Origin of the sequence: Paraburkholderia sp. CI3 (assembly GCF_050436505.1) — a bacterium.
GTDB classification, from domain to species: domain Bacteria; phylum Pseudomonadota; class Gammaproteobacteria; order Burkholderiales; family Burkholderiaceae; genus Paraburkholderia; species Paraburkholderia tuberum.
On record NZ_JBNDMI010000004.1, the window covers coordinates 840,252 to 863,554 of the forward strand.

25 protein-coding genes and 1 pseudogene are annotated in these 23,303 nt (G+C 62.4%); 20 read left to right on the forward strand and 6 right to left on the reverse strand.

Going from position 1 to position 23,303, the window contains the following annotated elements; translation table 11 throughout:
• The first annotated feature begins 147 nt into the window (after positions 1-147).
• The 6 genes from OKW29_RS25345 to OKW29_RS25370 all read left to right on the forward strand — a co-directional run bounded on the left by OKW29_RS25345 (position 148) and on the right by OKW29_RS25370 (position 5,879).
• Positions 148-933 carry a GntR family transcriptional regulator gene (locus OKW29_RS25345; protein ID WP_429293039.1) on the forward strand — a complete coding sequence of 262 codons (786 nt, stop codon included), beginning with the start codon at positions 148-150 and terminating at the stop codon, positions 931-933.
• Positions 934-1,410: 477 nt separating this feature from the next.
• Positions 1,411-2,430, forward strand: a complete 1,020-nt coding sequence (locus tag OKW29_RS25350) for an ABC transporter substrate-binding protein (RefSeq protein WP_429293040.1) — start codon at positions 1,411-1,413, stop codon at positions 2,428-2,430.
• 2 nt (positions 2,431-2,432) lie between these two features.
• Complete coding sequence (locus tag OKW29_RS25355; RefSeq protein WP_429293041.1) at positions 2,433-3,242, forward strand: ABC transporter ATP-binding protein; 810 nt, start codon at positions 2,433-2,435, stop codon at positions 3,240-3,242.
• Positions 3,235-4,155 (forward strand): ABC transporter permease, encoded by a 921-nt coding sequence (locus OKW29_RS25360; protein ID WP_184040199.1) that lies wholly within the window; start codon positions 3,235-3,237, stop codon positions 4,153-4,155. Before OKW29_RS25355 ends, OKW29_RS25360 begins: the two co-directional genes overlap by 8 nt.
• 28 nt (positions 4,156-4,183) lie before the next feature.
• Positions 4,184-4,936, forward strand: a complete 753-nt coding sequence (locus OKW29_RS25365; protein ID WP_018422887.1) for a sulfite exporter TauE/SafE family protein — start codon at positions 4,184-4,186, stop codon at positions 4,934-4,936.
• 34 nt (positions 4,937-4,970) lie between these two features.
• Positions 4,971-5,879, forward strand: a complete 909-nt coding sequence (locus tag OKW29_RS25370; RefSeq protein ID WP_429293042.1) for a LysR substrate-binding domain-containing protein — start codon at positions 4,971-4,973, stop codon at positions 5,877-5,879.
• Here OKW29_RS25370 and OKW29_RS25375 read toward each other — a convergent pair.
• From OKW29_RS25375 to OKW29_RS25400, 6 genes are read right to left on the reverse strand one after another with little or no spacing between them, the layout of a single operon-like run.
• Positions 5,819-7,570, reverse strand: coding sequence for an L-aspartate oxidase (locus tag OKW29_RS25375; protein ID WP_429293043.1), 1,752 nt, complete (start codon positions 7,568-7,570; stop codon positions 5,819-5,821). The two genes, OKW29_RS25370 and OKW29_RS25375, sit on opposite strands and share 61 nt — an antisense overlap.
• Before the next feature lie 34 nt (positions 7,571-7,604).
• The gene (locus OKW29_RS25380; protein WP_184043520.1) at positions 7,605-8,216 is read right to left on the reverse strand and encodes a FumA C-terminus/TtdB family hydratase beta subunit; all 612 of its coding nucleotides are present in this window, start codon (positions 8,214-8,216) and stop codon (positions 7,605-7,607) included.
• A 46-nt stretch (positions 8,217-8,262) separates the two neighbouring features.
• On the reverse strand, positions 8,263-9,132 hold the full coding sequence (locus OKW29_RS25385) for a fumarate hydratase (protein ID WP_187629379.1): 870 nt from the start codon (positions 9,130-9,132) through the stop codon (positions 8,263-8,265).
• A 29-nt stretch (positions 9,133-9,161) separates the two neighbouring features.
• A complete protein-coding gene (gene sdhC, locus OKW29_RS25390) occupies positions 9,162-9,581 on the reverse strand; it encodes a succinate dehydrogenase, cytochrome b556 subunit (protein ID WP_429293044.1) in 420 nt (139 codons plus the stop codon).
• Complete coding sequence (locus tag OKW29_RS25395) at positions 9,578-9,910, reverse strand: succinate dehydrogenase (RefSeq protein WP_184040186.1); 333 nt, start codon at positions 9,908-9,910, stop codon at positions 9,578-9,580. The genes sdhC and OKW29_RS25395 overlap by 4 nt, the downstream gene beginning before the upstream one ends.
• Positions 9,907-10,638: a succinate dehydrogenase/fumarate reductase iron-sulfur subunit gene (locus OKW29_RS25400; protein ID WP_429293045.1), complete on the reverse strand. Its 732-nt coding sequence runs from the start codon at positions 10,636-10,638 to the stop codon at positions 9,907-9,909. Before OKW29_RS25400 ends, OKW29_RS25395 begins: the two co-directional genes overlap by 4 nt.
• A gap of 477 nt (positions 10,639-11,115) precedes the next feature.
• Here OKW29_RS25400 and OKW29_RS25405 point away from each other — a divergent pair, with 477 nt between their 5' ends.
• The 14 genes and pseudogenes from OKW29_RS25405 to gcvA all read left to right on the forward strand — a co-directional run bounded on the left by OKW29_RS25405 (position 11,116) and on the right by gcvA (position 23,145).
• Entirely contained in the window at positions 11,116-11,412 is a 297-nt protein-coding gene (locus OKW29_RS25405; protein ID WP_429293046.1) for a hypothetical protein, read from the forward strand.
• Between the two features lie 232 nt (positions 11,413-11,644).
• On the forward strand, positions 11,645-11,920 hold the full coding sequence (locus tag OKW29_RS25410) for a hypothetical protein (RefSeq protein WP_184073932.1): 276 nt from the start codon (positions 11,645-11,647) through the stop codon (positions 11,918-11,920).
• Between the two features lie 895 nt (positions 11,921-12,815).
• Positions 12,816-13,490, forward strand: coding sequence for a response regulator (locus OKW29_RS25415; protein WP_429293047.1), 675 nt, complete (start codon positions 12,816-12,818; stop codon positions 13,488-13,490).
• Entirely contained in the window at positions 13,471-14,922 is a 1,452-nt protein-coding gene (locus OKW29_RS25420; RefSeq protein ID WP_429293048.1) for a sensor histidine kinase, read from the forward strand. The genes OKW29_RS25415 and OKW29_RS25420 overlap by 20 nt, the downstream gene beginning before the upstream one ends.
• Before the next feature lie 101 nt (positions 14,923-15,023).
• A complete protein-coding gene (locus tag OKW29_RS25425; protein ID WP_184073927.1) occupies positions 15,024-15,272 on the forward strand; it encodes a hypothetical protein in 249 nt (82 codons plus the stop codon).
• 229 nt (positions 15,273-15,501) lie between these two features.
• Complete coding sequence (locus OKW29_RS25430) at positions 15,502-15,897, forward strand: PepSY domain-containing protein (RefSeq protein ID WP_429293049.1); 396 nt, start codon at positions 15,502-15,504, stop codon at positions 15,895-15,897.
• 108 nt (positions 15,898-16,005) lie between these two features.
• Positions 16,006-16,248 (forward strand): hypothetical protein, encoded by a 243-nt coding sequence (locus tag OKW29_RS25435; RefSeq protein ID WP_184073923.1) that lies wholly within the window; start codon positions 16,006-16,008, stop codon positions 16,246-16,248.
• 202 nt (positions 16,249-16,450) lie between these two features.
• Complete coding sequence (locus tag OKW29_RS25440) at positions 16,451-16,780, forward strand: carboxypeptidase regulatory-like domain-containing protein (RefSeq protein ID WP_184073921.1); 330 nt, start codon at positions 16,451-16,453, stop codon at positions 16,778-16,780.
• A 33-nt stretch (positions 16,781-16,813) separates the two neighbouring features.
• A complete protein-coding gene (locus OKW29_RS25445; RefSeq protein ID WP_429293050.1) occupies positions 16,814-17,419 on the forward strand; it encodes a hypothetical protein in 606 nt (201 codons plus the stop codon).
• A complete protein-coding gene (locus tag OKW29_RS25450; protein WP_184073919.1) occupies positions 17,373-18,083 on the forward strand; it encodes an ABC transporter ATP-binding protein in 711 nt (236 codons plus the stop codon). The genes OKW29_RS25445 and OKW29_RS25450 overlap by 47 nt, the downstream gene beginning before the upstream one ends.
• Positions 18,076-18,753, forward strand: coding sequence for an ABC transporter ATP-binding protein (locus tag OKW29_RS25455; RefSeq protein ID WP_429293051.1), 678 nt, complete (start codon positions 18,076-18,078; stop codon positions 18,751-18,753). The genes OKW29_RS25450 and OKW29_RS25455 overlap by 8 nt, the downstream gene beginning before the upstream one ends.
• The gene (locus tag OKW29_RS25460) at positions 18,750-21,401 is read left to right on the forward strand and encodes an FtsX-like permease family protein (RefSeq protein ID WP_429293052.1); all 2,652 of its coding nucleotides are present in this window, start codon (positions 18,750-18,752) and stop codon (positions 21,399-21,401) included. The genes OKW29_RS25455 and OKW29_RS25460 overlap by 4 nt, the downstream gene beginning before the upstream one ends.
• A 228-nt stretch (positions 21,402-21,629) precedes the next feature.
• Positions 21,630-21,923 (forward strand): annotated as a pseudogene (locus OKW29_RS25465) (IS30 family transposase); the annotation flags it as partial.
• 313 nt (positions 21,924-22,236) lie between these two features.
• On the forward strand, positions 22,237-23,145 hold the full coding sequence (gcvA, locus tag OKW29_RS25470) for a transcriptional regulator GcvA (RefSeq protein ID WP_090805019.1): 909 nt from the start codon (positions 22,237-22,239) through the stop codon (positions 23,143-23,145).
• Positions 23,146-23,303: the final 158 nt, after the last annotated feature.

The window sequence follows — 23,303 nt, forward strand, 5'->3', positions numbered from 1 at the left end:
GTACGGTTTGGTTCGCCTGCGTGAACCCATCTTAGGCGGCACATTTGCATATGTCAACCATATCATCTATATGTGTTTGATGAACCGTATGAAGTAGAATCAATTGAAAGACAGCAGCAATGAAAATGCAACGACAGGATGAGATCGATGAATACGTTGACCACGGGTATCAATCTACCGAACGGTGCGGCCACCGCGCCGGCAATCGGCGGCACGCGCTACAAGGAAGTGAAGAATGCGATGCTGGCCGCGCTGGCCGCGCACGAATGGAAGGGCGGCGAAACGATTCCTTCGGAAAAGCGGCTGGCCGAACGCTTCGGCGTATCGATCGGCACGCTGCGCAAGGCAATCGACGAACTGGTGGCCGACAACATTCTGGTGCGGCATCAGGGGCTCGGTACTTTCGTCGCGCAACACCAGCGTGATCGTCATTTCTTCCGCTTCTTCCGCATCGTGCGCCAGGACGGCGACAAGACCTACCCGACCGTAACGCTCGTGCAGTTCAGGAAGGCCAAGGCTACGCGCGATATCGCGACGCTGCTGAAAGTCGCAACGGGCGCGCGCGTGTTCACGTTCATCAACCGTCTGGCGCTGCATGGCGAAACGGTGATGATCGACAACATCACCGTACCCGAGGCGCGTTTTCCGGGCCTGACGGAAGCCGCGCTGCGCAGCCGGCCGAGCACGCTGTACAACTTCTATCAGGATGCGTTCAACATCAACGTGCTCGGCACCGAGGAACGCGTGCGCGTCGCGGTAGCCAATGAACTCGAAAGCAAACTGCTGGAAGTGCCGCACGGCACGCCGCTTCTTGAAGTCCGGCGCGTCGCGTATTCGTATCATCAGGCGCCCGTCGAAGTGCGGATCTCGCATGCGAACACCGCACGCTACGAATACGTCGGTGCTTCGGCATCGCACGAAGAGCCGCTCTGACAAGGCCAGAAGCCAAGCGCGATGCGCAGCGCCAAAAGCCGCCGGCCGCGCGCCGCACATGTCACGTTTTCCCGCATTTGCAATCAACAGCACGATCACCTACACTCGCTACTCATACAGATGAGCTAAATCATACGGCGCTGAATTCGCTGAATGCCACAGTCACCGAAGCAAGGCATTTCACGCGCAATCCGGTTGCCCACAACACACCATCTGTGAACCTGATTCCGGCCGCGCCGCGCAAACCGTTTTGTCGCGAGCAGGCCGGCAACAAGGAGACACTCACGATGCGTACCCCGCCTCATCGTCATCCCGCTCATGTCCTTCATGTCGCGCCTTGCCGCGTGACGCATGCGTTGCGCCGGTCGCAGCCACGCGAGACCGAATAAGCACACGCAGCCCCCACCCATCCGGTTTATCCGGTGTCGCATTTCAACAGATTGGCCGTGCCGTTCCTGTCGCAAGGAGTGTCCAGCAATGAGCCTTCGTAAAGTTGCCGTATTTCTCTCAGCGCTGCTCGCTCTCGGCGCAGCTCTCACCAGTGCGCCCGCCCGCGCCGAACTGTCGGAGATCCGGATCGCGCGCCAATACGGCGTCAGCTATTTGCCGCTGATGCTGATGCAGGATCAGAAGCTGGTCGAAAAGCACGCCGCGCAACTGGGCGTGCCGAATCTGAAAGTGTCATGGGTCGAATTCGCGGGCGGCAACGTGATGAACGACGCGCTGCTGTCCGATTCGTTGCAGATCGCGTCAGGCGGCGTCGCGCCGCTCGTGCTGCTGTGGGCGCGTACGCGCGGCACGCCCGTCGAGGTCAAGGCGCTGTCGGCGATCAATTCGATGCCGCTGCTGTTGAACACCAACAATCCGACGGTGAAAACGTTGAAAGACTTCACCGGCAAGGACAAGATCGCACTGCCCGCAGCGAAGGTGTCGATCCAGGCAATCACGTTGCAAATGGCCGCGGAAAAGGCCTTCGGCGCCGGCAACCAGGGGCAGCTCGATAAATACACCGTCTCGCTGGCTCATCCCGATGCGCAGCAGGCGCTGCTGTCGGGCAATAGCGAAGTGACCGCGCATTTCGGCTCGCCGCCGTTTCAGGAACAGGAATTGGCCCACCCTGGCGTGCGCACAGTTGTGAATTCGTATGACGTTCTGGGCGGCAAGTCGACATTCAATCTGGTCTGGTGCATGACGAAGTTCTATCAACAGAATCCGAAACTCGTGCAAGCCTTCATGGCCGCGCTCGACGATGCCGAAGCGCAGATCACGAGGGACAAGCACGCGGCCGCACTCGCCTACCTGCGCATCAGCAAGGACAAGAGCAATGTCGCCGACATCGAAAAGATGATTTCGTCGCCCGACGTCGCCTTCACGACCACGCCCGAAAACACGGTCAAATACGCGGATTTCATGGCACGCACGGGCCTGATCAAGACCAAACCCGCCTCGTGGAAGGACATGTTCTTTCCGACCGCCCAATCGCTTCAAGGGAGTTGATCATGCATCGCACGCGTGCTGGAGCCGCCCGCGCCACATCCTCGCCGAGCGGCATGCCGTTACTGGATGTCGCCGGCGTAACGCTGCAATACAAGACGCCGCGGCATCTCGTGATGGCAACGTATCGCGTCGACTTTCAGGTATTCGAAGGCGACCGTTTCATTTTGCTTGGGCCATCGGGTTGCGGGAAGTCGACGTTGCTCAAGAGCGTCGGCGGCTATCTGCTGCCGACGGAAGGTTCGATCACGCTGAAGGGCAAGACGGTGACGAAGCCGGGCCCCGACCGGATGATGGTCTTTCAGGAATTCGACCAGTTGCTGCCGTGGAAGACGGTCAAGCAGAACGTGATGTTTCCGCTGCTCGCTTCGCACCGGCTGTCGGCGCGCGAAGCGGAACAGCGCGCGATGCATTACATCGACAAGGTCAACCTCACGAAATTCTCGGACAGCCATCCGCATACGTTATCGGGCGGCATGAAGCAGCGCGTGGCGATTGCGCGCGGCATGGCGATGGAACCGGACATCCTGCTGATGGACGAGCCGTTCGCCGCACTCGATGCGCTCACGCGCCGCAAGATGCAGGACGAACTGCTGACGCTATGGCAGGAAACGCGCTTCACCGTGCTATTCGTCACGCATTCGATTCCGGAAGCGATCAAGGTCGGCAGCCGGATTCTGTTGCTGTCGCCGCACCCGGGGCAGGTCAAGGCAGAACTCGATACGGCGGCAGCAGGTGAATCCGCTGCCACGCTCGAAAAACGCATCCAGCACATGCTGTTCGAAGACGAAATCCACGAGGCAGAGAATGTCTGACGCTACCGCACACGGTTCCGCATCCGTCCATCCGCCCCGTGACGACATGATCACGCGCGCGCCGCGCGGCGAGATCATTCGCGAACCCAGCGATGCACAGCATTTCAGCGTCGTCGAAAAGCCGCTGTCACCGTTCGAGCGCCTGTACAACCAGAGCTGGCTGCGCAAGTTCCTGATCCTCGCGCTGCTCGCGCTGGTCTGGGAAGGCTACGGACGCTGGCTCAACAATCCGTTGCTGTTTCCCACTTTCAGCGCGACCGTCGACGCGTTCTGCACGAGCATCGCAAACGGCGAACTGCCCGGCAAGGCATGGGCGTCGATCCACGTATTGCTGCTCGGCTACGGCTGCGGTCTGCTGCTGGCCGCGTTGCTGACGGCCGCCGCGATCACGTCGCGCATCGGCACGGACTTTCTCGAAACGATGACGTCGATGCTCAACCCGCTGCCCGCCATCGCGTTGCTGCCGCTCGCGCTGATCTGGTTCGGGCTCGGCAACGGCAGCCTGATCTTCGTGCTCGTGCATTCGGTGACATGGTCGGTCGCGTTGAATACGCACTCGGGCTTTCTGTCGGTGAGCAACACGCTGAAAATGGTCGGGCGCAACTATGGGTTGCGCGGCGGGCGCTACGTCGCCGCGATTCTGGTGCCCGCTGCGTTCCCGAGCATTCTGACCGGCCTGAAGATCGGCTGGGCCTTCGCGTGGCGCACGCTGATCGCGGCGGAACTCGTGTTCGGCGTGAGTTCGGGTTCCGGCGGCCTCGGCTGGTTCATCTACGAAAACAAGAACCTGCTCGACATCGCGAACGTGTTCGCGGGTCTGTTCACGGTGATTCTGATTGGCCTCGCCGTCGAAAACCTGATCTTCCGCGTCCTCGAACGCCATACCGTGCAACGCTGGGGCATGCAGTCGTGAAGCATGGCGTGCACGCACGGGAGGCTCGTTGCTAAGCGCCGACATCGCTCTGCTGGTGATTGGAGGCAGCGCGGTCGCCGGCTTCGTGTCGGGGCTGGCGGGATTTGCCTTCGGTCTCGTCGCGATGGTGTTCTGGGCATGGGCGCTGCCGCCGCAAGCGATCGGGCCGATGCTCGTGGTCGGCTCGCTGGTCGGACAGATGCTAACCGTGCATACGGTGCGCTCGCAGATACGGCCGAAGATCATCGGTCCGTTCATCGCAGGAGGCATTGTCGGCGTGCCGATCGGCGCGACGCTGCTGCCGTTCATCGATCCCGTCGGCTTTCGGATCGGCGCCGGTCTGCTGATGATCGTCTATTGCGGCGTGATGCTCGCCGCGAAAGATCTGCCGACGGTGACGGCAGGCGGTGCCTGGGCGGACGGCGGCGTCGGTGTGGTCGGCGGCATTCTGGGCGGCATTGCGGGGCTCGTCGGTCCGGCACCGACCATATGGTGCATGCTGCGCGGTCACAACAAAGATACGCAGCGCGCGATCTGCCAAAGCTTTTTCATCGCGATGCAATCGCTGACGCTCGTCACGTATGCACTGACGGGCCTGATCGGCAAGCAGACGTTAGTACTCTTCGCCTGGATGCTGCCGTCGTCGCTGCTGTTTGCGTGGCTCGGCTCACGGCTTTATCGGCGTCTGTCGGACACCGCGTTTCGGCGGGTGCTGCTTGCGCTGCTGTTCGCTTCGGGCGTGGCGCTGCTGGGCTCATCGCTTGTTCACGCGATAAAGTAATGCCGATGCGGCAACGTCAAGCGGAGTGAGCGTCATGAGTGCGATTCGCTATTTCGTCACGTTTCTGTCCGTCGCGCGCCACGGCTCGTTCGCCGCAGCCGCCGACGAAGTGTGTCTCACGCAGGCCGCCGTGAGCCTGCAGATGCGTTCGCTGGAACGCGATCTCGACATGGTGCTGTTCGAACGGAGCGCGCGCTCGGTCGCATTGAGCGAACAGGGACGCACGATCGTGCCGCTCGCCGAAACGCTGGTCGCCAACTATCGGCGGATTCTGGCCACGGCGGGCCGTGACGAACTGGCGGGCGTCGTGCGGGTCGGCGCGCTGGTGTCGTCGCTGATGGGCGCGTTCGCCGATGCGATGCTGAATCTGAAACGCCGCTACCCGCGCCTCGAACTGAAGCTTTTCACGGGCCTGTCGAGTGACTTCACGCTACGCGTGGAGAACGGAGAACTCGACGCCGCCATCGTTACGCAGTCGCCCACCGGGTTTCCCGCCGCGTTGAAGTGGACGGTGCTGTATCACGAGCCGATGGTGCTGATCTCGTCGGCTGACAATCCGCGCGCGCACGTCGACACGCTGCTTCGTGAGCCGTTCATCCGTTTCGACCGGCAGACGTGGACAGGCATGCTGATCGACGACGCGCTGCGCGGCCTCGACGCTTCCGTGCACGACATCATGGAGCTGAACTCGCTCGAATCGATCTGCGAAATGGTGAAGCGCGGTTTCGGCGTTTCGGTAGTGCCGCGTCTCGCGAATGCGAACTGGAATCACGAATCAGGGCTGCGCGTGACCGAGTTGCCCGAGCGGATCGCGCCGCGCCGCGTCGGCCTGCTGGAACGGCGCGAACACGGACGCGAAGCGTTCACGGCCGCCGTGAAGCGTCACTTCACGACGGCGGCCGACGTTTCCGCCAGTGGCAATGATTCGTCGAGCAGCGACTGACCAGGCTTCACGCGCGTGAACTGCACGCGCCGGCGGCTGGTTTCGAAGGCGTTCTGCTGAAGCCGCAGGCATACATACTCGGATGTGTCCAGATCTCCGGCGTCGGGAAAGTCTTCGCGGAAATGCGCGCCGCGCGAATTCTCGCGCAGCAACGCCGACTCGGTGATCGCGCGGCTCACGAGCGTCAGGTTGTGCAGGTTCATCCAGTCGTGCCACGACAGGTTGAAGCGCAGATCGCGTCCATCGACACCCGTGCGGTCCAGCCGTTCGCCGATGTCGATCAATGCGCTTCTCGCGCGCAGCAAGCCCTGCTCGTCGCGCAGGATGCCGACGTCGCGCCACATCAACTCGTACAGGTCGTCGCGTATCGATTCGAGATCGCCCGCAGGCTGGCCGAGCGGCCGCGTGCAACGTTCGATGGCGCGCTCGATCTGACTGGCATCGGCGGTGGCGAGGCGCCCATGGCGCGGCACCCAGCGCGCGAGCGTCTCACCCGCAATGCCGCCGAACACCGTCGAATTCGCGACGCCGTTGCCGCCCAGCCGGTTTGCGCCGTGCACGCCGCCCGCATCCTCGCCCGCGACGAAGAGGCCCGCCAGCGTCGTCGAACAGTCGGTCTCGAACAGCACGCCGCCCATCATGTAGTGCGCGGTCGGCACCACTTCGACCTGGCCGCCCGCCAGATCGAAGCCGCAATCCGCGCAGCGTTCGACCATGCCCTTGAAACGCTGGCGCACGCTGTCGGGCCCGAGATGATCCATGCGCAGATAGACGCCGCCGTTCGGCGTCGTGTTGCCCGCGCGCAGTTCACGGTAAATGCTGCGCGAGACGATGTCGCGCGTCGCGCGCTCGCCGCGCGGATCGTAGCGGTGCATAAAGCGCTCGCCGTCGCCCCCCAGCAGATAGCCGCCCGCGCCGCGCAGCCCTTCTTCGAGCACGGTGCCCGTCATGCGCGTATGAGTGCCCGCCAGCAAGCCCGTCGGGTGGAACTGCACCATCTCCATGTCGCGCAACGTGAGGCCGGCACGCAGCGCCATCGCCATGCCGTCGCAACTCTTGTCTCCGCTCGGCGTGTGGTACTTGTACATCGTGGGGCCGCCGCCCGTCGCGAGCAGCACGGCCTTCGCGCGCACGAAGACGAATTCGCCGCTGCGAATGTCGATCATCAGCACGCCGGCCAGTGCGCTACCGTCTTCGGACTCGATGAATTCCACCGCGCGATGTTCTTCGAGCCGCTCGATCCCGCGCGCCCACACCTGTTCGGCAAGCCGGTTGATGATCTCGATGCCGGTCTGATCGCCCTTGTGCACCGTGCGGTCGAAGGTTTGCCCGGCGAATGCCTTCTGCTTCAGCGTGCCATCCGGGTTGCGGTCGAAGAAGCAGCCCAGTTCGTTTTCGAGTTCGTTTATCCGCTCGACCGCGCGTGTCACCAGCGTCCACGCGAGTTCCTGGTTCGACAGCCATTTGCCGCCTTCGATCGTATCCATGAAGTGACGTTCGATCGAATCGCCCTGTGCTAGCGCGACGTTATAGCCGCCCTGCACCATGCGCGTACAGCCGCATTTGCCGAGCAATCCTTTCACGGCGATCGTGATGCGCAACTGCGGCGCGTCGGCCTGCGCATGCAGCGCGGCAAACAGGCCCGCGCCGCCGCTGCCGAGAATCAGGATGTCGGTATCCACGTGCTTCATGGTCGGTTCCCGTGATGAACGACGCTGCGTTCGGTCAGCTTCTGATGCCCAGCGACGCGAGCACCGCTTCGCGCCGCTCACGCGTGCTCTGCTGGACCTTCGTGTAGACGCTGCCGCCGTGACTATCCATCGCGACGAGCAGCGGGCCGAATTCGCCGATCCTGAAGCGCCATAGCGATTCGGGGTTCAGGTCGTCGAGATCGACGTCTTCGATCTGTTCGATCCATGTCGTCTCGAGCGCGGCCGTGCCGCCGACGATCGCGAGATACACGCCGCCGTATTTTGCGAACGCATCGCTCGACGCCTGCCCGAGCCCGCCCTTGCCGATCACGATGCGCACGCCGTACTGCGCCATCAGCGCCGCGGTGAAGCGCTCCATGCGTGCGGACGTCGTCGTGCCGACGCAGACGGGCTCGTAGCCCGCCGGATGTGCGTCCGAGCGTGGCACCTTGCGCACGTTCGGCGCGGTGTGAATCACCGCATGACCGCGCAGATCGAAGCGAGTCGTGCGGCCACGGTCGAACATATGGATCTGCGTGGCGTCGCGGATGCCGAACAGCGTGCCTGTCAACGTAACGGTATCGCCCGTGCGCAACGCGCGAATCTGCGCTTCGCTAGCGGGCATGGACAGCGTGTGATGAGTCATCGATCGTTCCTTGACGGTGTGCGTGCCGATGCGGACAGCCCGCGTGTCAGTAGCCGTACTCGACGCCCGCCGGCGTCAGCGTGGCGCGCGCGCGGCGGGCCGAATGACACTGCATGTTCACGGCAACCGGATTCATCGTGATATGCGTCGCCGCCAGTTCGAGGTGGACCGCGAACGATGTCGCGTCGCCGCCGAGCCCCTGCGGGCCGACGCCCAGGCGGTTCACCGCGGCCGACAGTTCCTCCTCCAGCGCGGCCGCCGCCGGATCGTCGCAATGCGTACCGAGCGCGCGCGTCGCGGCACGCTTGGCGAGCCACACGCACAGATCCGATGTACCGCCGATGCCCACGCCTACAATCGTCGGCGGACACGTCTTGCCGCCCGCATCGACCACGCAGTCGATCACGAAGCGTTTGATCGCGTCGACACCTTCCGCCGGAATCGCCATTTTCAGAAACGAATTGTTTTCCGAACCGCTGCCCTTCGGAATCATTTCGATCACGAGCGTGTCGGCTGTCGAGTCGAAGTCGATATGGATCGCGGGCATCAGCACGCCGCAAGACGAATGTTCGTTTTTCCGCGTCAACGGATGCACGACCGACGAGCGCAATGGATGCTCGCGCGTGGCCCGTTCGCAGCCGCGCCGGATCGCTGCTTTCAACGCGACGCCGTCGAGCGCGAGGCCCGTGCCGATCGTCACGTTGTAGATCGGCAGCCCGGTGTCCTGGCACAGCAGGTTGTCCCGATCTTCGGCAATCGCGATATTGGTGCGCATTGTGCCCAGCACGCGGCGCGCGGTGTCGTCGGTTTCAGCGCGTTCGAGGCGCGCGATACCGTCCTTGATGTCGGGCGGCAAATGCTTCAGCGCGCGTATGTACAACTGCTTCGCGACCTCTTCGATCTGCTGCATGTCCATTGATGAATCTCCGTCGGGGGACCGTGCGTTCACGACGTGAGCGACAGCGCAAACGCCAGCCCGATGACCAATGCGCCGCCCGCTGTCGCCGCGATCAGGTTCTTGCGCAAACCGCTCCATGGCCGGTATTCGATGAGCAGAATGCGCACGCCGCCGAACAGATGCGCGGCCAGCAACGTGACGAGGCCCCACTCGGCGAATACGAAGGCGGGTTGCCTCGTCACGGCGAGAAACGACTCGAACGATGCTGCGCTGTGCAAAGCGGTGCCGAGCGCCCAGAAGTGCAGCGGCAGAAAGAAGGCGAGCGCGAGTCCGGACAGACGGTGCACAAGAAAGGCCCACCACGCGGGATGGTTGCGCGCGCGCGAGTCGGCGCGCCGGCCAGGGGTGCGGTGTCGGGCGTGGTTCGCGTCTGTTGCTGGTTTCGCTGCGCGTGCCATGTCGCTCATTGCGGCCCTCCTACCAGCGCGAAGACCGCGCGCAGACCGGCAATCGCCAACGCAATGCCGACGATCACGCTCGCCACCCCGACGCTGCGCCCGCGCCAGCCGAGCCACTCCTCGGCGATCCTTCTCAACCCGACAGGCACATGCGCGGACGACGCAAGCACGAACACTGAATAGAACACCGCCCACGCCGTATTGCCGTGCAGACGCGCGATCACGTTCGCCGCGCTCAGCCCGCCATGCACGACGATAATCATGGTGACAAGATGGACGGCCACGCATAAGGTCAGCACCATCGCCGACAGGCGCTGCAACCGCCAGCCGCTCATCATCGCGGTTCTCCTTTCGGCGCATGGCCGCGAAGCCGCTTCAGGCCAGCAATGCTGGCCGTCGGCTGCAGCGACTTGGGACACCGTTCGGTACACGAGCCGAGCGTATGGCACGAATGACAGCCTGCGTCGTTGGAGACGGCTGCGACGCGGGTTTGCTGCTGGATGTCGCGTACGTCGTTGACGAGCGTCCACGCACGATTGAGCGCGGCGGGTCCAAGATAGTCGGGGTTCCATGCGACGACGTCGCAGCTCGCATAACAGACACCGCAGCCAATGCATTCAATCCCCGCGTCGGCCGCCTTGCGTTCGGCGGAGGCGGGATCGACGCAAGTGGCAGGTTCGTTACGCGTGTGCCCGCCCTTGAAATAGCCCTTCGCGTCGCGCCATTTGTCGAAGAAGGCGGTCATATCCGTCGCCAGATCCTTGATGACGGGCAGGTGATTGAGAGGCGCGATTTCGAGCACGTCACCGGCGTGCTTCATGACTTTGGTGACGTGTGTGCGGCAGGTCCATCGCGCGCGGCCGTTGACGGTCATTGCGCATGAACCGCACATGCCGACCCGGCACGCAAAGCGATAGGACAGCGTCGCATCCAGATGGCGCTGGATGTGGATCACCACGTCGAGCACGGTCTGACTTTCCATGCGCGGCACGTCGAAGCGCTGAAAGCTGCCTTCGTCGTTACCGCGCCAGACGTCGACCTTGAGTTGCGGGGGAGTGGTTCGCATCGTGACCGTTGAGACTCGAATGATTGCGAAGCCAGTCTAAGGGGCGCGCGCCGCCCGTCAAAGCCAAAGATTCTTGTTGCAAGCTCAAGGTTTTTTTATGCTCGCGGGCGTGCGAGTGCCTGTGAGAACGCTTGAGAGGGCGTTGTCACGTTCGCGCGCTGATCAGCGCAAAGAAATCGCCTCGCCGCTCCCGGCCAACAAGATAGCTTGACTGCTGGCTTCGGGTCCATTGCGTTACGAGGCCGATGAAGACGCGCGAATTTTGCATACTGGACTGCCTTATTGCGGCAAAACCCAATTCGCCAATCCTTACCTGGATGTAACGTTCGGGAAAGATCCCGGCAACGTTCAGGGGCCAATATGAATTCTGTTGGGCCGGCTTGCCGGTACCTGTCAGCGGTACCACGTGCCGCGAACGTAGCCACTCGACAATTCATTTTGACGCGGCACATCGCCGCTCCGTACGGAGGATTCATCATGCGTCACATCTCTCATCTTGCAGTCGCCATTGTGCTCTTTGGAACAACCGCCGGCGCTGCATTCGCGACTCCCTCAACCAGCTATACGACGACGGTCCATTTGCGAGACGGCAAGCAGGTGGTGTGTGCCGTGAACGAGCCGGCCGCCCTCGCGCAGCAAGCTACCGGCCAGACGCTGACCCAGCGGGAGCGCAACGAAGCTCAAATCGATGCGACCGCGGGCCTGGGCAGCGCACAACACAGCAAAAACGATTATCCGTCGCCGGCCACCGCACCGAGGGTGCACTGCTCCTGAAAACGACCGGGGCGGACGGCACGTGCGTGTGTGCGGTCCGTGCTCGTCAAGACAGTCACAGCCTGCCTGCGAGGCGTCCCTCAAAAATATTGAACTATCCTCTCCCGCGCTGCTGCACGCCGTTTGTCAATTGACGGTCCTTCTATCCGCTTGACTGAGAAAGAATCTGTGAGGCGATCAATGGCAAACAGTCGCAGCGCCCTCTTTATTCAACTTCGATCGGAGTCATATCATGAAAACAAGGCTTATCGCCGCAGTTCTCTTCGCACTTTCCCCATCGATTGCTGCACCGGCCTTTGCCAGCGGCTATGGTCCGGCTCCGTTCTACCGTCCTGGCGTCGGAGCTCCCGCGTCTCAGCGCGGACAAAGCGCGCTGACCGTAGCAGCCAGGCGCAACAACGCTGCTACGGCAAACATTGGCGGCTATGGCGGCGTGGATGCAGCATTGTCTCAATCGGGCGGCCAGCAGGCTGCGGCAGGCCAGCGCGCGCTCTTTCGCGCTCACTAAGCGCAGCCGGGCGCAAGCTCAGTCCCTCGCTGACCCATGAGGATCTGTCTTTGTTGGCCGAGGTCCTGAAAGCGAATCCCTCACGGATAGTTGTGCCGAAAAAACCATGACAGCGCCGTATAGTGGCGCTGTAACTCGCATACCCTGTTCTCCAGTTTAACGAAATATTAACGGTCAAAAACCTCAGTCATGCTGCAAACGAAGCCGGGCGCATTGCGGCGGCTCATACGTTTTTGGTCTTCATTGATTCATCCTTTCCGCGAAAGGCATGACTGCGCTGCCATCAGTTACTGATGGAGGCCACGATCTTCGATATCGCCTGGTGGAGATTGGCAACAGCTCGTGCTGCCTTTTCGTGCGGCGCCGCTACGGCGGGCTTGCACTGAGGTTCGTGCGACAAGGCTGCAGATAGCCAGGGTGAGACCGATAATCTTGAGCGTCGAGGCCGATTCGCCAAAGCAGGTGATGCCGACGACTGCCGAGACTGCCGTACTGGCGCCGGCCCATGAGCATAGGCCAGACCCATTTCGATGTGCGCAACGTTTATACCGAACGTTGGGAAGAGGATGTCAGCGGTACCACGGATGCGTTTAGATTAGTACAGGACGGAGCACCCCTCGGCGACGGTCGAATGCGGATGGGCTTTCAGATCGTGATCCCGTCGCCGTGGCTGCTATGGACGCCGGGCCCGGACCGTCGCAATGCCGACTGCGGCTCCCGTCACAAGAACCGGGCAAGATGGTCCGGACGGTCTTCCTGCCGGCATGAACTGGCAGATTGAAATGCGTCACGCGATCGCTGCCGCCCCCCACCCGCTCGAGTCGTACAATGTCCGGCAGATCCGGAATGCTCCTGCGGAAAAGGTCCCGACCGGGGACGGCGAGGAAGAACCATCATGCGCGTGCTGGTCGTTGAAGACGATCGGAAGATTGGCTCGTTTGTCGTGACGGCGCTGCAGCAGGCCGGCTTCGCGGTCGACCATGCGGAAGACGGCGCGAGCGGACTGGATCTGGCGCTCGCGACCGCCTATGATGCAGCCGTCATCGATATCATGCTGCCCCGACTGGACGGACTTTCGCTCATCGAGACACTGCGCCGTGAGAAAGTCACCACACCGGTCATCATCCTCAGTGCCAGACGCACCGTCGATGATCGGGTCAAGGGTCTCCAGACGGGGGGCGACGACTACCTGACCAAGCCTTTTGCGCTGACTGAACTGCTGGCGCGCGTCGGCGCGCTGATCCGCCGGAGCACCGGCGTTTCCGAGCCGACCCGACTGGTCGTCGGTGAACTGACGCTCGATCTGCTCGCACGCGAAGTATCGCGGGGGGACCACAGGCTCGATCTGCAGCCGCGTGAACTGTCCCTGCTCGAGTACCTGATGCGCAATGCGAACCGCCCGGTGTCGAAGACGATGATCCTGGAGCATGTGTGGGATTACAGCTTCGAGCCGCAGACCAACGTGGTCGACGTGCTGGTCTGCCGCCTGCGCAACAAGGTTGATCGTGATTTTCCGGTGAAGATGATACATACCATCCGGGGAGTGGGGTATGTTCTTAAAGGCCCTTGATCCCCTCCGCAAGACGATCAGCTTTCGACTCGCGCTGTGGTACTCGGCGTGCTTCATTCTCAGCACCACCTTGCTTTTCGCACTCGCCTATTTCCTGCTCGCCTCCACGCTGCAACAGCATGATCGCGACGACGTTGAGCAGCGGCTTCACCAACTGGCCGCCCAATATCAGGCAAGCGACCTCGCCGGCCTGAAAAAGGAACTGGCTCTGGAGACCCGGCTACGGAAGTCCAAGCCGTTCTTTATCCGCATTGCCGGACCACGCAATACGACAGTCTTCCTTCAGATCCCGGATCAGTGGGCGGCGTTCGACGTAAGCCGGCTCGAGCGCGCACCGCTCGCCGCTCCCGGCGATCTGATCCGTGTGCCGGCACAGGACGATGAGGCGGTTCTCGAGATTGCCGGCACCCGTCTGCCCGACGGCGGCATCCTGCAGGTCGGCAAAAGCACCGAGCAGCGCGACAGCGTCCTGGAGAGCTTTGGGCGGATCGTCGCCGGGGTCATGGTCCCGATGGTTGTTGTCGGCGTGTTCGGCGGAGTGTTTCTCGCGCGACGATCCCTGCGACCGGTTCGCCAACTCATTCAGGCCGTCCATGCGATCGAGGCAGGGGCCATGGAGGCGCGGGTGCCAGTCCGCGAGACCGGTGACGAACTGGACGAGCTCGGCAAGCTGTTCAACAGGATGCTGAACAAGATTGCGACGTTAATCCAGGGCATGCGCAACGCGCTTGACAACGTCGCCCATGATTTACGCACGCCGGTGGCCCGCATCCGTGGCATCGCGGAAATCGCGCTGCGCTCGGAGCGCGACCCGGATAGTTGCCGGGAGGCGCTGGCGGACTGTGTGGAAGAATCGGATCAACTGCTTCAGATGCTGAACACGTTGATGGACATATCCGAGGCAGAAACGGGCACGCTCAAATTGCACCTGGAACCGGTAGACATCCCGACTCTCCTGGCCGATGCCGTCGACCTCTACCAGCTTGTGGCTGAAGAAAAGGCCATTGCCGTCTCGATCGTCGCACCGCCGCACATGTGGTTGACAGCGGACCGCAACCGCCTTCGCCAGGTCATGGGGAATCTGCTGGACAACGCCATCAAATACACGCCGGCGGGCGGCCGGGTCGAGGTGGAAGCCTACGCTTCGCAGAACACGATGGTGATCCGCGTCGCGGACACGGGCATCGGCATGACGCCCGACGAGTTATCGAAAAGCTGGGACCGGCTGTTTCGCGGCGATCGCAGCCGCTCGCAGCGGGGCTTGGGACTGGGCCTTAGCCTCGTGAAGGCCGTCGTCGAAGCGCACCAGGGCCGCGTCACAGCGTCGAGCAATCTGGGCGCCGGGTCCGTCTTCACCGTCACGCTTCCCGTCGCCTTTCCGGGCGGGAGCCCGTTCCCCCCGAACGACCAGTCAACGCTTACCCGGACGTAACGTTCGGGAAACGTCCCGGCAAGATTCAGCAACCAAAATAGTTGCTGTGGGGCCCGCATGCGAACTCCCGTCCCAGCGCAGGATCTCTGAAGGAGAAGCGGATGAACACCGGCGACAAATCCTTGCACTGGCTGGTCGACAAATGGCTTGCGCCAGGCCCGGCGACGCCTGCTCACGTCACCCGGTTCAGTCGCACGCGTTCCACCCGGAAACGCTATGTACGCGTCGAGACATCGCGACCGGCCGGCACGTTGACCATCCTATTCTTTCGACATGACGATGGCTCGTGGTGCGTGTTTCCGCCGGAAACCGACCGACCGGCGATGGGCATTGGTCAACGCGCACGGTGACGCGGGCCAACCGAGGGTACAGGCAACATCGCCACCCGGCGCGGGGTGGACTGTCCGATTACCTTACCGCGATGTAATGTTCGGGAAAGATCCGGGCAAGATTGAGCGACCACTATAGGCTCTGTGGAGCAGGCATGCCGATGTCCGTTCGCGGTGTCGCAGCGCTGACGCGGACATCGGCATCGAGTCGGCCTTGCAACGCAAACGGTTCGCTCAGGGAGTATGGACAATGAACGGGAAGCAACGGCTAGGTATGGCGATGGGCGCGCTTACCGTGGGCTTCGGACTGTCTGGCGGCGCATCCGCGGCCGGCAACGGCCATACCCAGGCCCCGGCCTATCAGTCCAGCATCAAGGTGCCGGAGCAGCAGAACGGGAGCCGTGGTGAAGCGGCCCGGCTTGCCGCGCTGGCAAGGATCGACGCGACCCGGGCGACCTCAGCCGCTTTGGCCCAGGTACCCGGAACCGTGCTCAAGGTCGCCCTCGACAACGAAAACGGCAACCTGGTGTACAGCGTGGAGATCAAGACCACCAGCAACGACATCAAGGACGTGAAGATCGATGCGGGCAACGGGGCGATTGTGCACGTGGAGACTGCCAGCGACGAAGAGGAAACCGGGAAATAGCCGGCCACGGACATATCAATATTCAGCAACGCAGAACGATCGACGTGAAGCCGCCAGGAGAGCGGCGACACGAACCTCAACTGATCTGGCTTCGTGAAAGGAATCGAAATGAGCAGACTACTGTTAATCATCGTTGCCGCGGCATTTTTCACGGTGACTTTCGCTGCGGCGGCCGCTGACACGATTGCTTCGGGTGTCGGGGAGACCGCTTCCCACCCGCAAGCCACTCCTGCCAGCAAATATCAACGCGAGAGTAGCAAACGGGAAATGAAAGAAGAAAAACGTGAGAACAGGAAGCAGGAGATGAATGACGCGAAAGAGACCAGGCAGCAGGAAATGAAAGAACAATGAGAAAGTCGCTGGCACGAAGGCTGTGTGAGCCTGCCGGCGCATGCCCCCAAAGCATGCGCCGGCTCCCGGACACGATCTTCCCTTATCAGATGGCTGGGAGATTCGCGATGAAAACTGTCACGCCTGAGACAGCAATGGTTGTGGCAACCCTGGTGGGGGTGGTCTCCATGCTGGTGCGCAAACTGGCGTCCCAACCGAGCGAATGCAGGGTGCCGTAGCGTATGCCAGCGGCGGGATTGGACTGGATGAAGCAAACGCCATCAGGCAGGTCGCCGTGCAGTATCCGCTGGAACTGGAATTTGCCCGTGCGGCCACGTCGCAGAATGAATACGTGTCTGATGTCAGGGTTCTGATAAAAAACCAGGAAGGCAAGGCCGTTCTCAATACCACCGCCGATGGCCCCTTCCTCCTCGCGAAATTATCGGCAGGAAAATATACCGTGAGTATTGACCGGCAGGGCGACACGAAGCAGCGCGTGGTGCGGATCAAACCGCACAGGCACGAGCAGCTGATTTTTGCGTGGCAGAAGTAACGGGCGCAGCGCGATTACAGGACAGGAGGCACTATGCAAGGCAGAACTCGGATCAAGGGGTACTTCCGGTTACTGCCCATGGCCATCTTTGCCGTCGCTGCCCTGATCGGCAGCGCGACGCAAATCGCGGGCACGCCAGCGATGGCAACAGAACGGCCGGTCATGCCGGAAAAGAATCCACCCGGCGACATTCCAGACACCCAGGTCTTCATCACCTACGCCTCGCCACTGGGTTTCTCGCTCAAGGTACCTGAAGGCTGGGCGCGAACGGATCATCCCGATGGGGCAGGCTTCTCGGACAAATACAACGCGGTCGACGTCACCGTCACATCCGCTCCCCGTGCTCCCACTGCCACCTCCATAGCCAGTCATGAGGCGGCGGATCTCGTCCAGGGCGGTCGTGCAGTCAGGATAGCGGCGATCAGGCAGGTCATGCTGCGATCCGGCCCAGCGCTTCTGATCGTCTACACATCGAATTCCGGACCCAACCCGGTCACCAACAGACAGTTGCGCCTGGAGAGACATCGCTATCTGATCTACCGGGGCGGCAAGCTCGCTACCCTTGATCTCTCTGCCCCGCTTGGAGCCGACAATGCCGATCAATGGAAACTCATCTCAGATTCGTTCCAATGGCGTTGACGCGCAGCCGCTGGAAGCGTTTGAACTCTACCGTTTCTTCCGAAGCGGCGATGACGAAACGGCCGCGTTGCGCGGTGTGTCGCTGCGACTCCGGGCAGGAGAATTCGTCGCGCTGATGGGGCCTTCCGGAAGCGGCAAGTCCACGCTTCTGGCTTGCCTGGCCGGGCTGGATGAACCGGATGGGGGACATGTCGAGGTGATGGGGCTGCGCCTGTCGCGACGGCCCGAAGCGGTTCGCGCCGCGTTGCGCGCGCGGCACATCGGTATCCTGATGCAATCGGGCAACCTGTTCGAGCACCTCACGGTGGAGGCCCATATGCGGCTGCAGATGTCACTGTCCAGGCAGTCCAGCCAACGGACGATCGATCACCTGCTCGAGGTGATGGGACTGGGCGGGCAACGCCGCGCACGCCCCTCGCAACTGTCGGGCGGCGAAGCGGCGCGCGCCGGGCTGGCGGTTGCCCTGTCGTCGAATCCTCGCGTGCTGCTGGCAGACGAACCGACAGCGGAGGTGGACGCGGCCACCGAAACGGACATCCTGAACCATTTGATGGAACGATGCCGCGCCGGAGTCGCAGTCCTGATCGCGACGCACAGCATGGCACTGGCGTCACATGCCGACCGTCTGCTCGGCATTCAGGATGGGCGCCTCACCCATGTCTGACACCCTGATCAAGGCCCAGTCAGTGGGCCGGCGCTATCAGCAAGGCAGGGTGTCTGTCGCCGCAGTCGCGTCTGCGACATTCCGCCTGCACGCGGGCGATCATGTCGCCCTTGTCGGGAGATCCGGGAGTGGCAAGTCGACCTTGTTGCACCTCATGGCAGGACTCGACGCGCCGACAAGCGGCGCGATCTGTTGGCCCGCGTTAGGCGCCGCGGACACGCTTCTGCCCGCGAAAATTTCGCTGGTGTTCCAGGTGCCGAGCTTGCTGGAGCCGTTGACGGTGAGTGAGAACGTCGCACTGCCGCTGCTGATGGCGAAAGCGACCTGCGATATCGGCAAGGCGGTGGCGGATGCGCTCGCCACCTTTGGTCTTGAGCGCCTGATGGCCAGGCTGCCCGAAGAGCTGTCGGGTGGTCAGATGCAGCGTGTCGCGATGGCACGGGCGATCGTCGGAAACCCGCGCGTGATCCTCGCCGACGAGCCGACTGGCCAACTCGATCAGCCGACCGGCCGCGCCTTCCTTGACGCACTGGTGGCCCATCTCGCCGGCACCGGGACGGCACTCGTCATCGCCACCCATGATCGGGCGGTTGCGCAACGCATGGATAGCGTCTGGTATCTCGAGCGCGGCACGCTCATCGACGCTCCCAACACTGCGGGGGCCATATGACCTGGCTGTGGTTTTTGGGGCTGGTCCAGGAACGCAAGGCGCGCCTCGCAGGCGCAGCGGCGGGCATCGCGATCACCGTCGCGTTGCTGGCCTCGCTCGGCGCATTTCTGGCCCAAAGCACCGCTTCCATGACGCGCCGCGCCATCGCGGGCATACCGGTTGACTGGCAGGTGCAACTGGTCTCCGCGACCACCGCCCAGTCGGTCACGGCAGCCATTGGACAGGCCGCAACAGTTTCCCGGCTGCAGACGGTCGGCTATGCCGATGTGGCGGGTTTCGAGGCCCATACCGGCGCAAGCGTGCAGACGACCGGCAAAGGCAAGGTGCTTGGCCTCGATGCTGCCTATGTGCGCGACTATCCAGCGCAGTTCCGGACCCTGCTCGGCCGCCTGGATGGCGTGCTCATCGCACAACAGACGGCGGCCAATTTGCATGTGACGGTCGGCGACGCAGTGATGATCCACCGTATCGGCCTGGCGCCCGTCGATGTCAGGGTGGCTGGCATTGTCGATCTGCCGCATGCTGACTCGCTGTTCCAGGCGGTCGGGGTTCCCGCCGGGGCGGCACCGCAAGCGCCACCCGACAATGTGCTGTTGATGCCCATCGACGAGTGGCACCGCCTGTTTGACCCGCAGGCGGCGATCAGGCCGGATTCGATTCGCGTACAGCTACATGTCCGCTTGGCGCATGACCGGCTTCCAGGCGATCCGCAGGCGGCTTTTGAGGCGGTACAGGGTGCGGCGAGGAACCTCGAGGCTCGCATCGCGGGCAATGGTATCGTGGCGGACAATCTGGCGGCCAGGCTCGACGCGGTACGCAGTGACGCGCTGTACGCCAAGGTCCTGTTTCTCTTTCTCGGCGCACCGGGGGCGCTCCTCGCCACCTTCCTGACGATGGCGGTGGTGGCATCCGGCGCCGGCCGGCGCCGGCGCGATCAGGCGCTGCTGCGAATTCGTGGCGCCTCGCGCGCGCAGATCATGAAACTGGCGGCGGTCGAAGCCGCGTGCGTGGGTATGGGCGGCACGATTGTCGGACTGGTCCTTGCGACGCTCGTGTCGCGCATGCTGCTCGGCGTGGATATGCTCGCTGTTTCCGCTGTCGGCTGGATCGCCGCCGCCCTGGCTGGTGTTGTGCTCGCCCCTGCCATCATGCTTGCCACAGCCTGGATCGATGCCAGGCAGACCACGGTCGCGACCGCCCGGATGACGATCGGCTACGATCACGCCGCGCTCTGGCAACGCATCGGCCTCGATTTCATTTTCATTGCCCTGTCGGCTGTCATCTTCTGGAGAACATGGAGTACGGGCTATCAGGTCGTGCTGGCGCCCGAGGGAACGCCGTCATCATCGATCGATTACCCGGCCTTTCTCGCGCCCGTTCTGCTATGGCTGGGTCTCGGCCTGCTGGCGGTCAGGGTGTGCCTGACGGGACTCAGGCGGGGTCGGGCACGTCTGGCCAGGTGGCTGGACCCCATTGCGGGCTCCCTGGCGGGCATTGTTGCCGCGGCCCTCAGCCGACAGCGGAAACGCATGACACAGGGTATCGCCCTGGTCGCGCTGGCCTTTGCTTTCGCAACATCGACCGCCATCTTCAACACAACCTACAACGCGCAGACGCGCGTCGACGCTGAACTCACGAACGGCGCAGACGTGACGGTCACCGGCACGTCGCAGGCACCGGCGTCAACGAAACTCAGGGAACTCGCGGCACTCCCGGGTGTGAGCGCGGCGCAGTCGATGCAGCACCGGCTCGCCTACGTCGGCACGGACCTGCAGGACCTGTATGGCATCGACGCGAGGCACATCGGGGAGGCAACGAGGATGTCAAATGCGTATTTCGTGGGCGGCAATGCGAAACAGACGCTGGACGAGCTCGCGCGAACACCCGACGGCATTCTCGTTGCGGAAGAAACCGTCAGGGATTTTCAGTTGCAGGCGGGTGATGAGCTCAATCTGCGTCTGCAAAATGCACACGATCACCAGTATCATGTTGTCCGGTTCCACTTCATTGGCGTCGTCCGTGAATTCCCGACCGCGCCCCGTGACTCCTTTCTGGTCGCGAATGCCCGTTACGTGGGACAGCAGACCGGTGCGGATGCAGCGGAAATCGTTCTGTTGAAGACGTCCACCTCCCCCGCGCAAATTGCTTCCGCGGCGCGGGGCATTGTTGCCTCGCTGGCAGCGGTGCAGGTCAGCGATGTGGGGCAGGCCCAGCATCTGATCGGATCCAGTCTGACCGCCGTCGACCTTGGCGGCCTGACGCGACTGGAGCTTGGCTTCGCCGTCGTTATGGTGGCCGGCGCGGCGGGGCTCGTTCTCGCGCTCGGTATTGCCGACCGGCGGCGCACCTTTGCCATTCTTTCAGCCCTCGGTGCGAAACCCCGGCAGCTCGGCGCGTTTCTGTGGAGCGAGGCCCTACTGCTCCTTGTCACCGGGACCAGCATCGGCTTACTGACCGGTTTTGCGCTCGCATGGATGCTGGTCAAGCTCCTGACCGGAGTTTTCGATCCACCGCCCGAATCTGTCAGCATGCCCTGGCTTTATTTGACTACCGTGGTCGGCGTGGCGTTGCTCTCAGTTGTCTTCGCAGTGATTGGGGCGCAGTGGGAAACGCGCATTCCGCCAGTCCAGCGCATGCGCGAGATTTGACAGGAACGCGCTTGCCACCGAAGGTCAACCGGAATCCGGTAAGTTTTCGCATGGAACGGCCGGATGGCAGCGGCGCAGCACTCCGCCGCTGCCATCCGACCGCTGCGACGTTAATGCCACCGTCTCGTCGTCCACGAGGTCGGGTTTTCAGCGGACATTGCCTGCAATCGGTCCCGAAACCGTAGTTCCTGCAGCGACGCGGGGCGAAGCGACTTCCTGATCAGCAAAGATGCCACCGCCGCGTCGGCCCTGGCCGGCTTCACTGCCAAACTCAACTCGATTGCCGCACCGCTGCGCCAGAGCTTTACCTACGACCAGGGCAAGGAGATGACCCGCCATCACGAACTCTCTGCCGCCACCGGTGTGAAGGTCTACTTCTGCGACCCGCACAGCCCCTGGCAGCGCGGCACCTGTGAGAACACCAACGGGCTGCTGCGCCAGTACCTACCCAAGGGCACCGATCTATCGATCTACAGCCAGGACGAACTCGATGCGATCGCCGATAGCCTCAACCATCGACCCCCGTGCGACGCTCGACTCTCACTCGCCGCTCCGGGTGTTCGCCGCGATGCTCGCAGCCGCCAGTCAGTCCTCTACTCCCATCCATTGAACCCAGTGTTGCACTTCGTTCTTGAAACCGCCCCACCAGGCTTGTCATTTCAGAGTGTTCGAAATTCCGCGCTAACATATGTTCGATTGCCCAATTGGATGGAGTGAGCAGGCACTCGTCGACGCCAGGGAATGCCGCCGCGTCCGCGGGTCTAGTGGATCTTGAGTTGCCGCAACACGCAACTAATCCACGAAGTCGGACAGCTTTAGTCAAACGGTCTGCAGAATGAGAAAACGATTACCTCCGCTTAACTGGTTGCGCGCATTTGAATCCTCTGCCCGGCATCTCAGTTTCACCCATGCGGCGACAGAGTTGAGCCTGACCCAGGCGGCGGTAAGCCAACAGGTGAAGGGACTCGAGTCGCAGTTGGGGGCAGTCCTCTTTAAGCGCTTGCCAAGAGGACTCGAGCTCACTGAGGCCGGGCTAGCCTATTTGCCAGTTGTCCACGAGGCCGTAGAGCGACTGGCGGCCGCAACTGAAGAGATCTTCGGGCAAGGTCACGGCAGAGTCCTTACCGTTCGGGTCAGCCTTGTGTTTTTTACCCATTGGCTGGCAATGCGCTTACCCGACTTTCGTGAACGCCATCCCGAGGTCAATCTGCGTATCACCAGCAACATATGGGGGGGCGATTCGAGCGTGACCGACGTCGAAGCCGATATGGAAATCCGCTATGGACATGGAGAATGGACGGGACTCAAGGCCGAGCGGCTGACCTGGGATACGTTGCTGCCGGTCTGCGCCCCATTCTTGCCCTCCGAACAGGCGCCACTGGCTACTCCGAAGGATCTCCGTTACCACGAACTACTCCACGTCCTGGGCTACGAGGAGGGCTGGGGATACTGGTTGAAGAAAGCAGGCGCGGGACAGGTCGACTCTTCGAAGGGAATGCAGTTCGATACCTTGATCTCTGCTTTGAGAATGGCCGAGCTTGGTCAAGGGGTGGCCTTGGCGCGCTCGTCGCTGGTCCAGTCGATGCTGGACACCGGGCAACTGATAGCGCCTTTCAAATCCCGGCTTACGACCAGTGAAGCTTTCTACCTGGTCTATTCTCCTCACAGCATCGTCAACCCTGATGCCGCGGCGTTCGTGGCCTGGTTGAGTGCGAAGGCTCAGGAGGGGCGTGCGCGAAACTGATCAGGCAGGTTGACATCGCACGTCCATTTCGCCGGGCTGCCAGTGATCGACTGGTCATTTTCCTGCGCGTTCACTCCGCCGGCCTCAGCCATAAATAAAATAGCCCCATCCTCGTTTTTTTTATTGCTTTACCGGCTCCCCGTTGTATCCGACAGTGA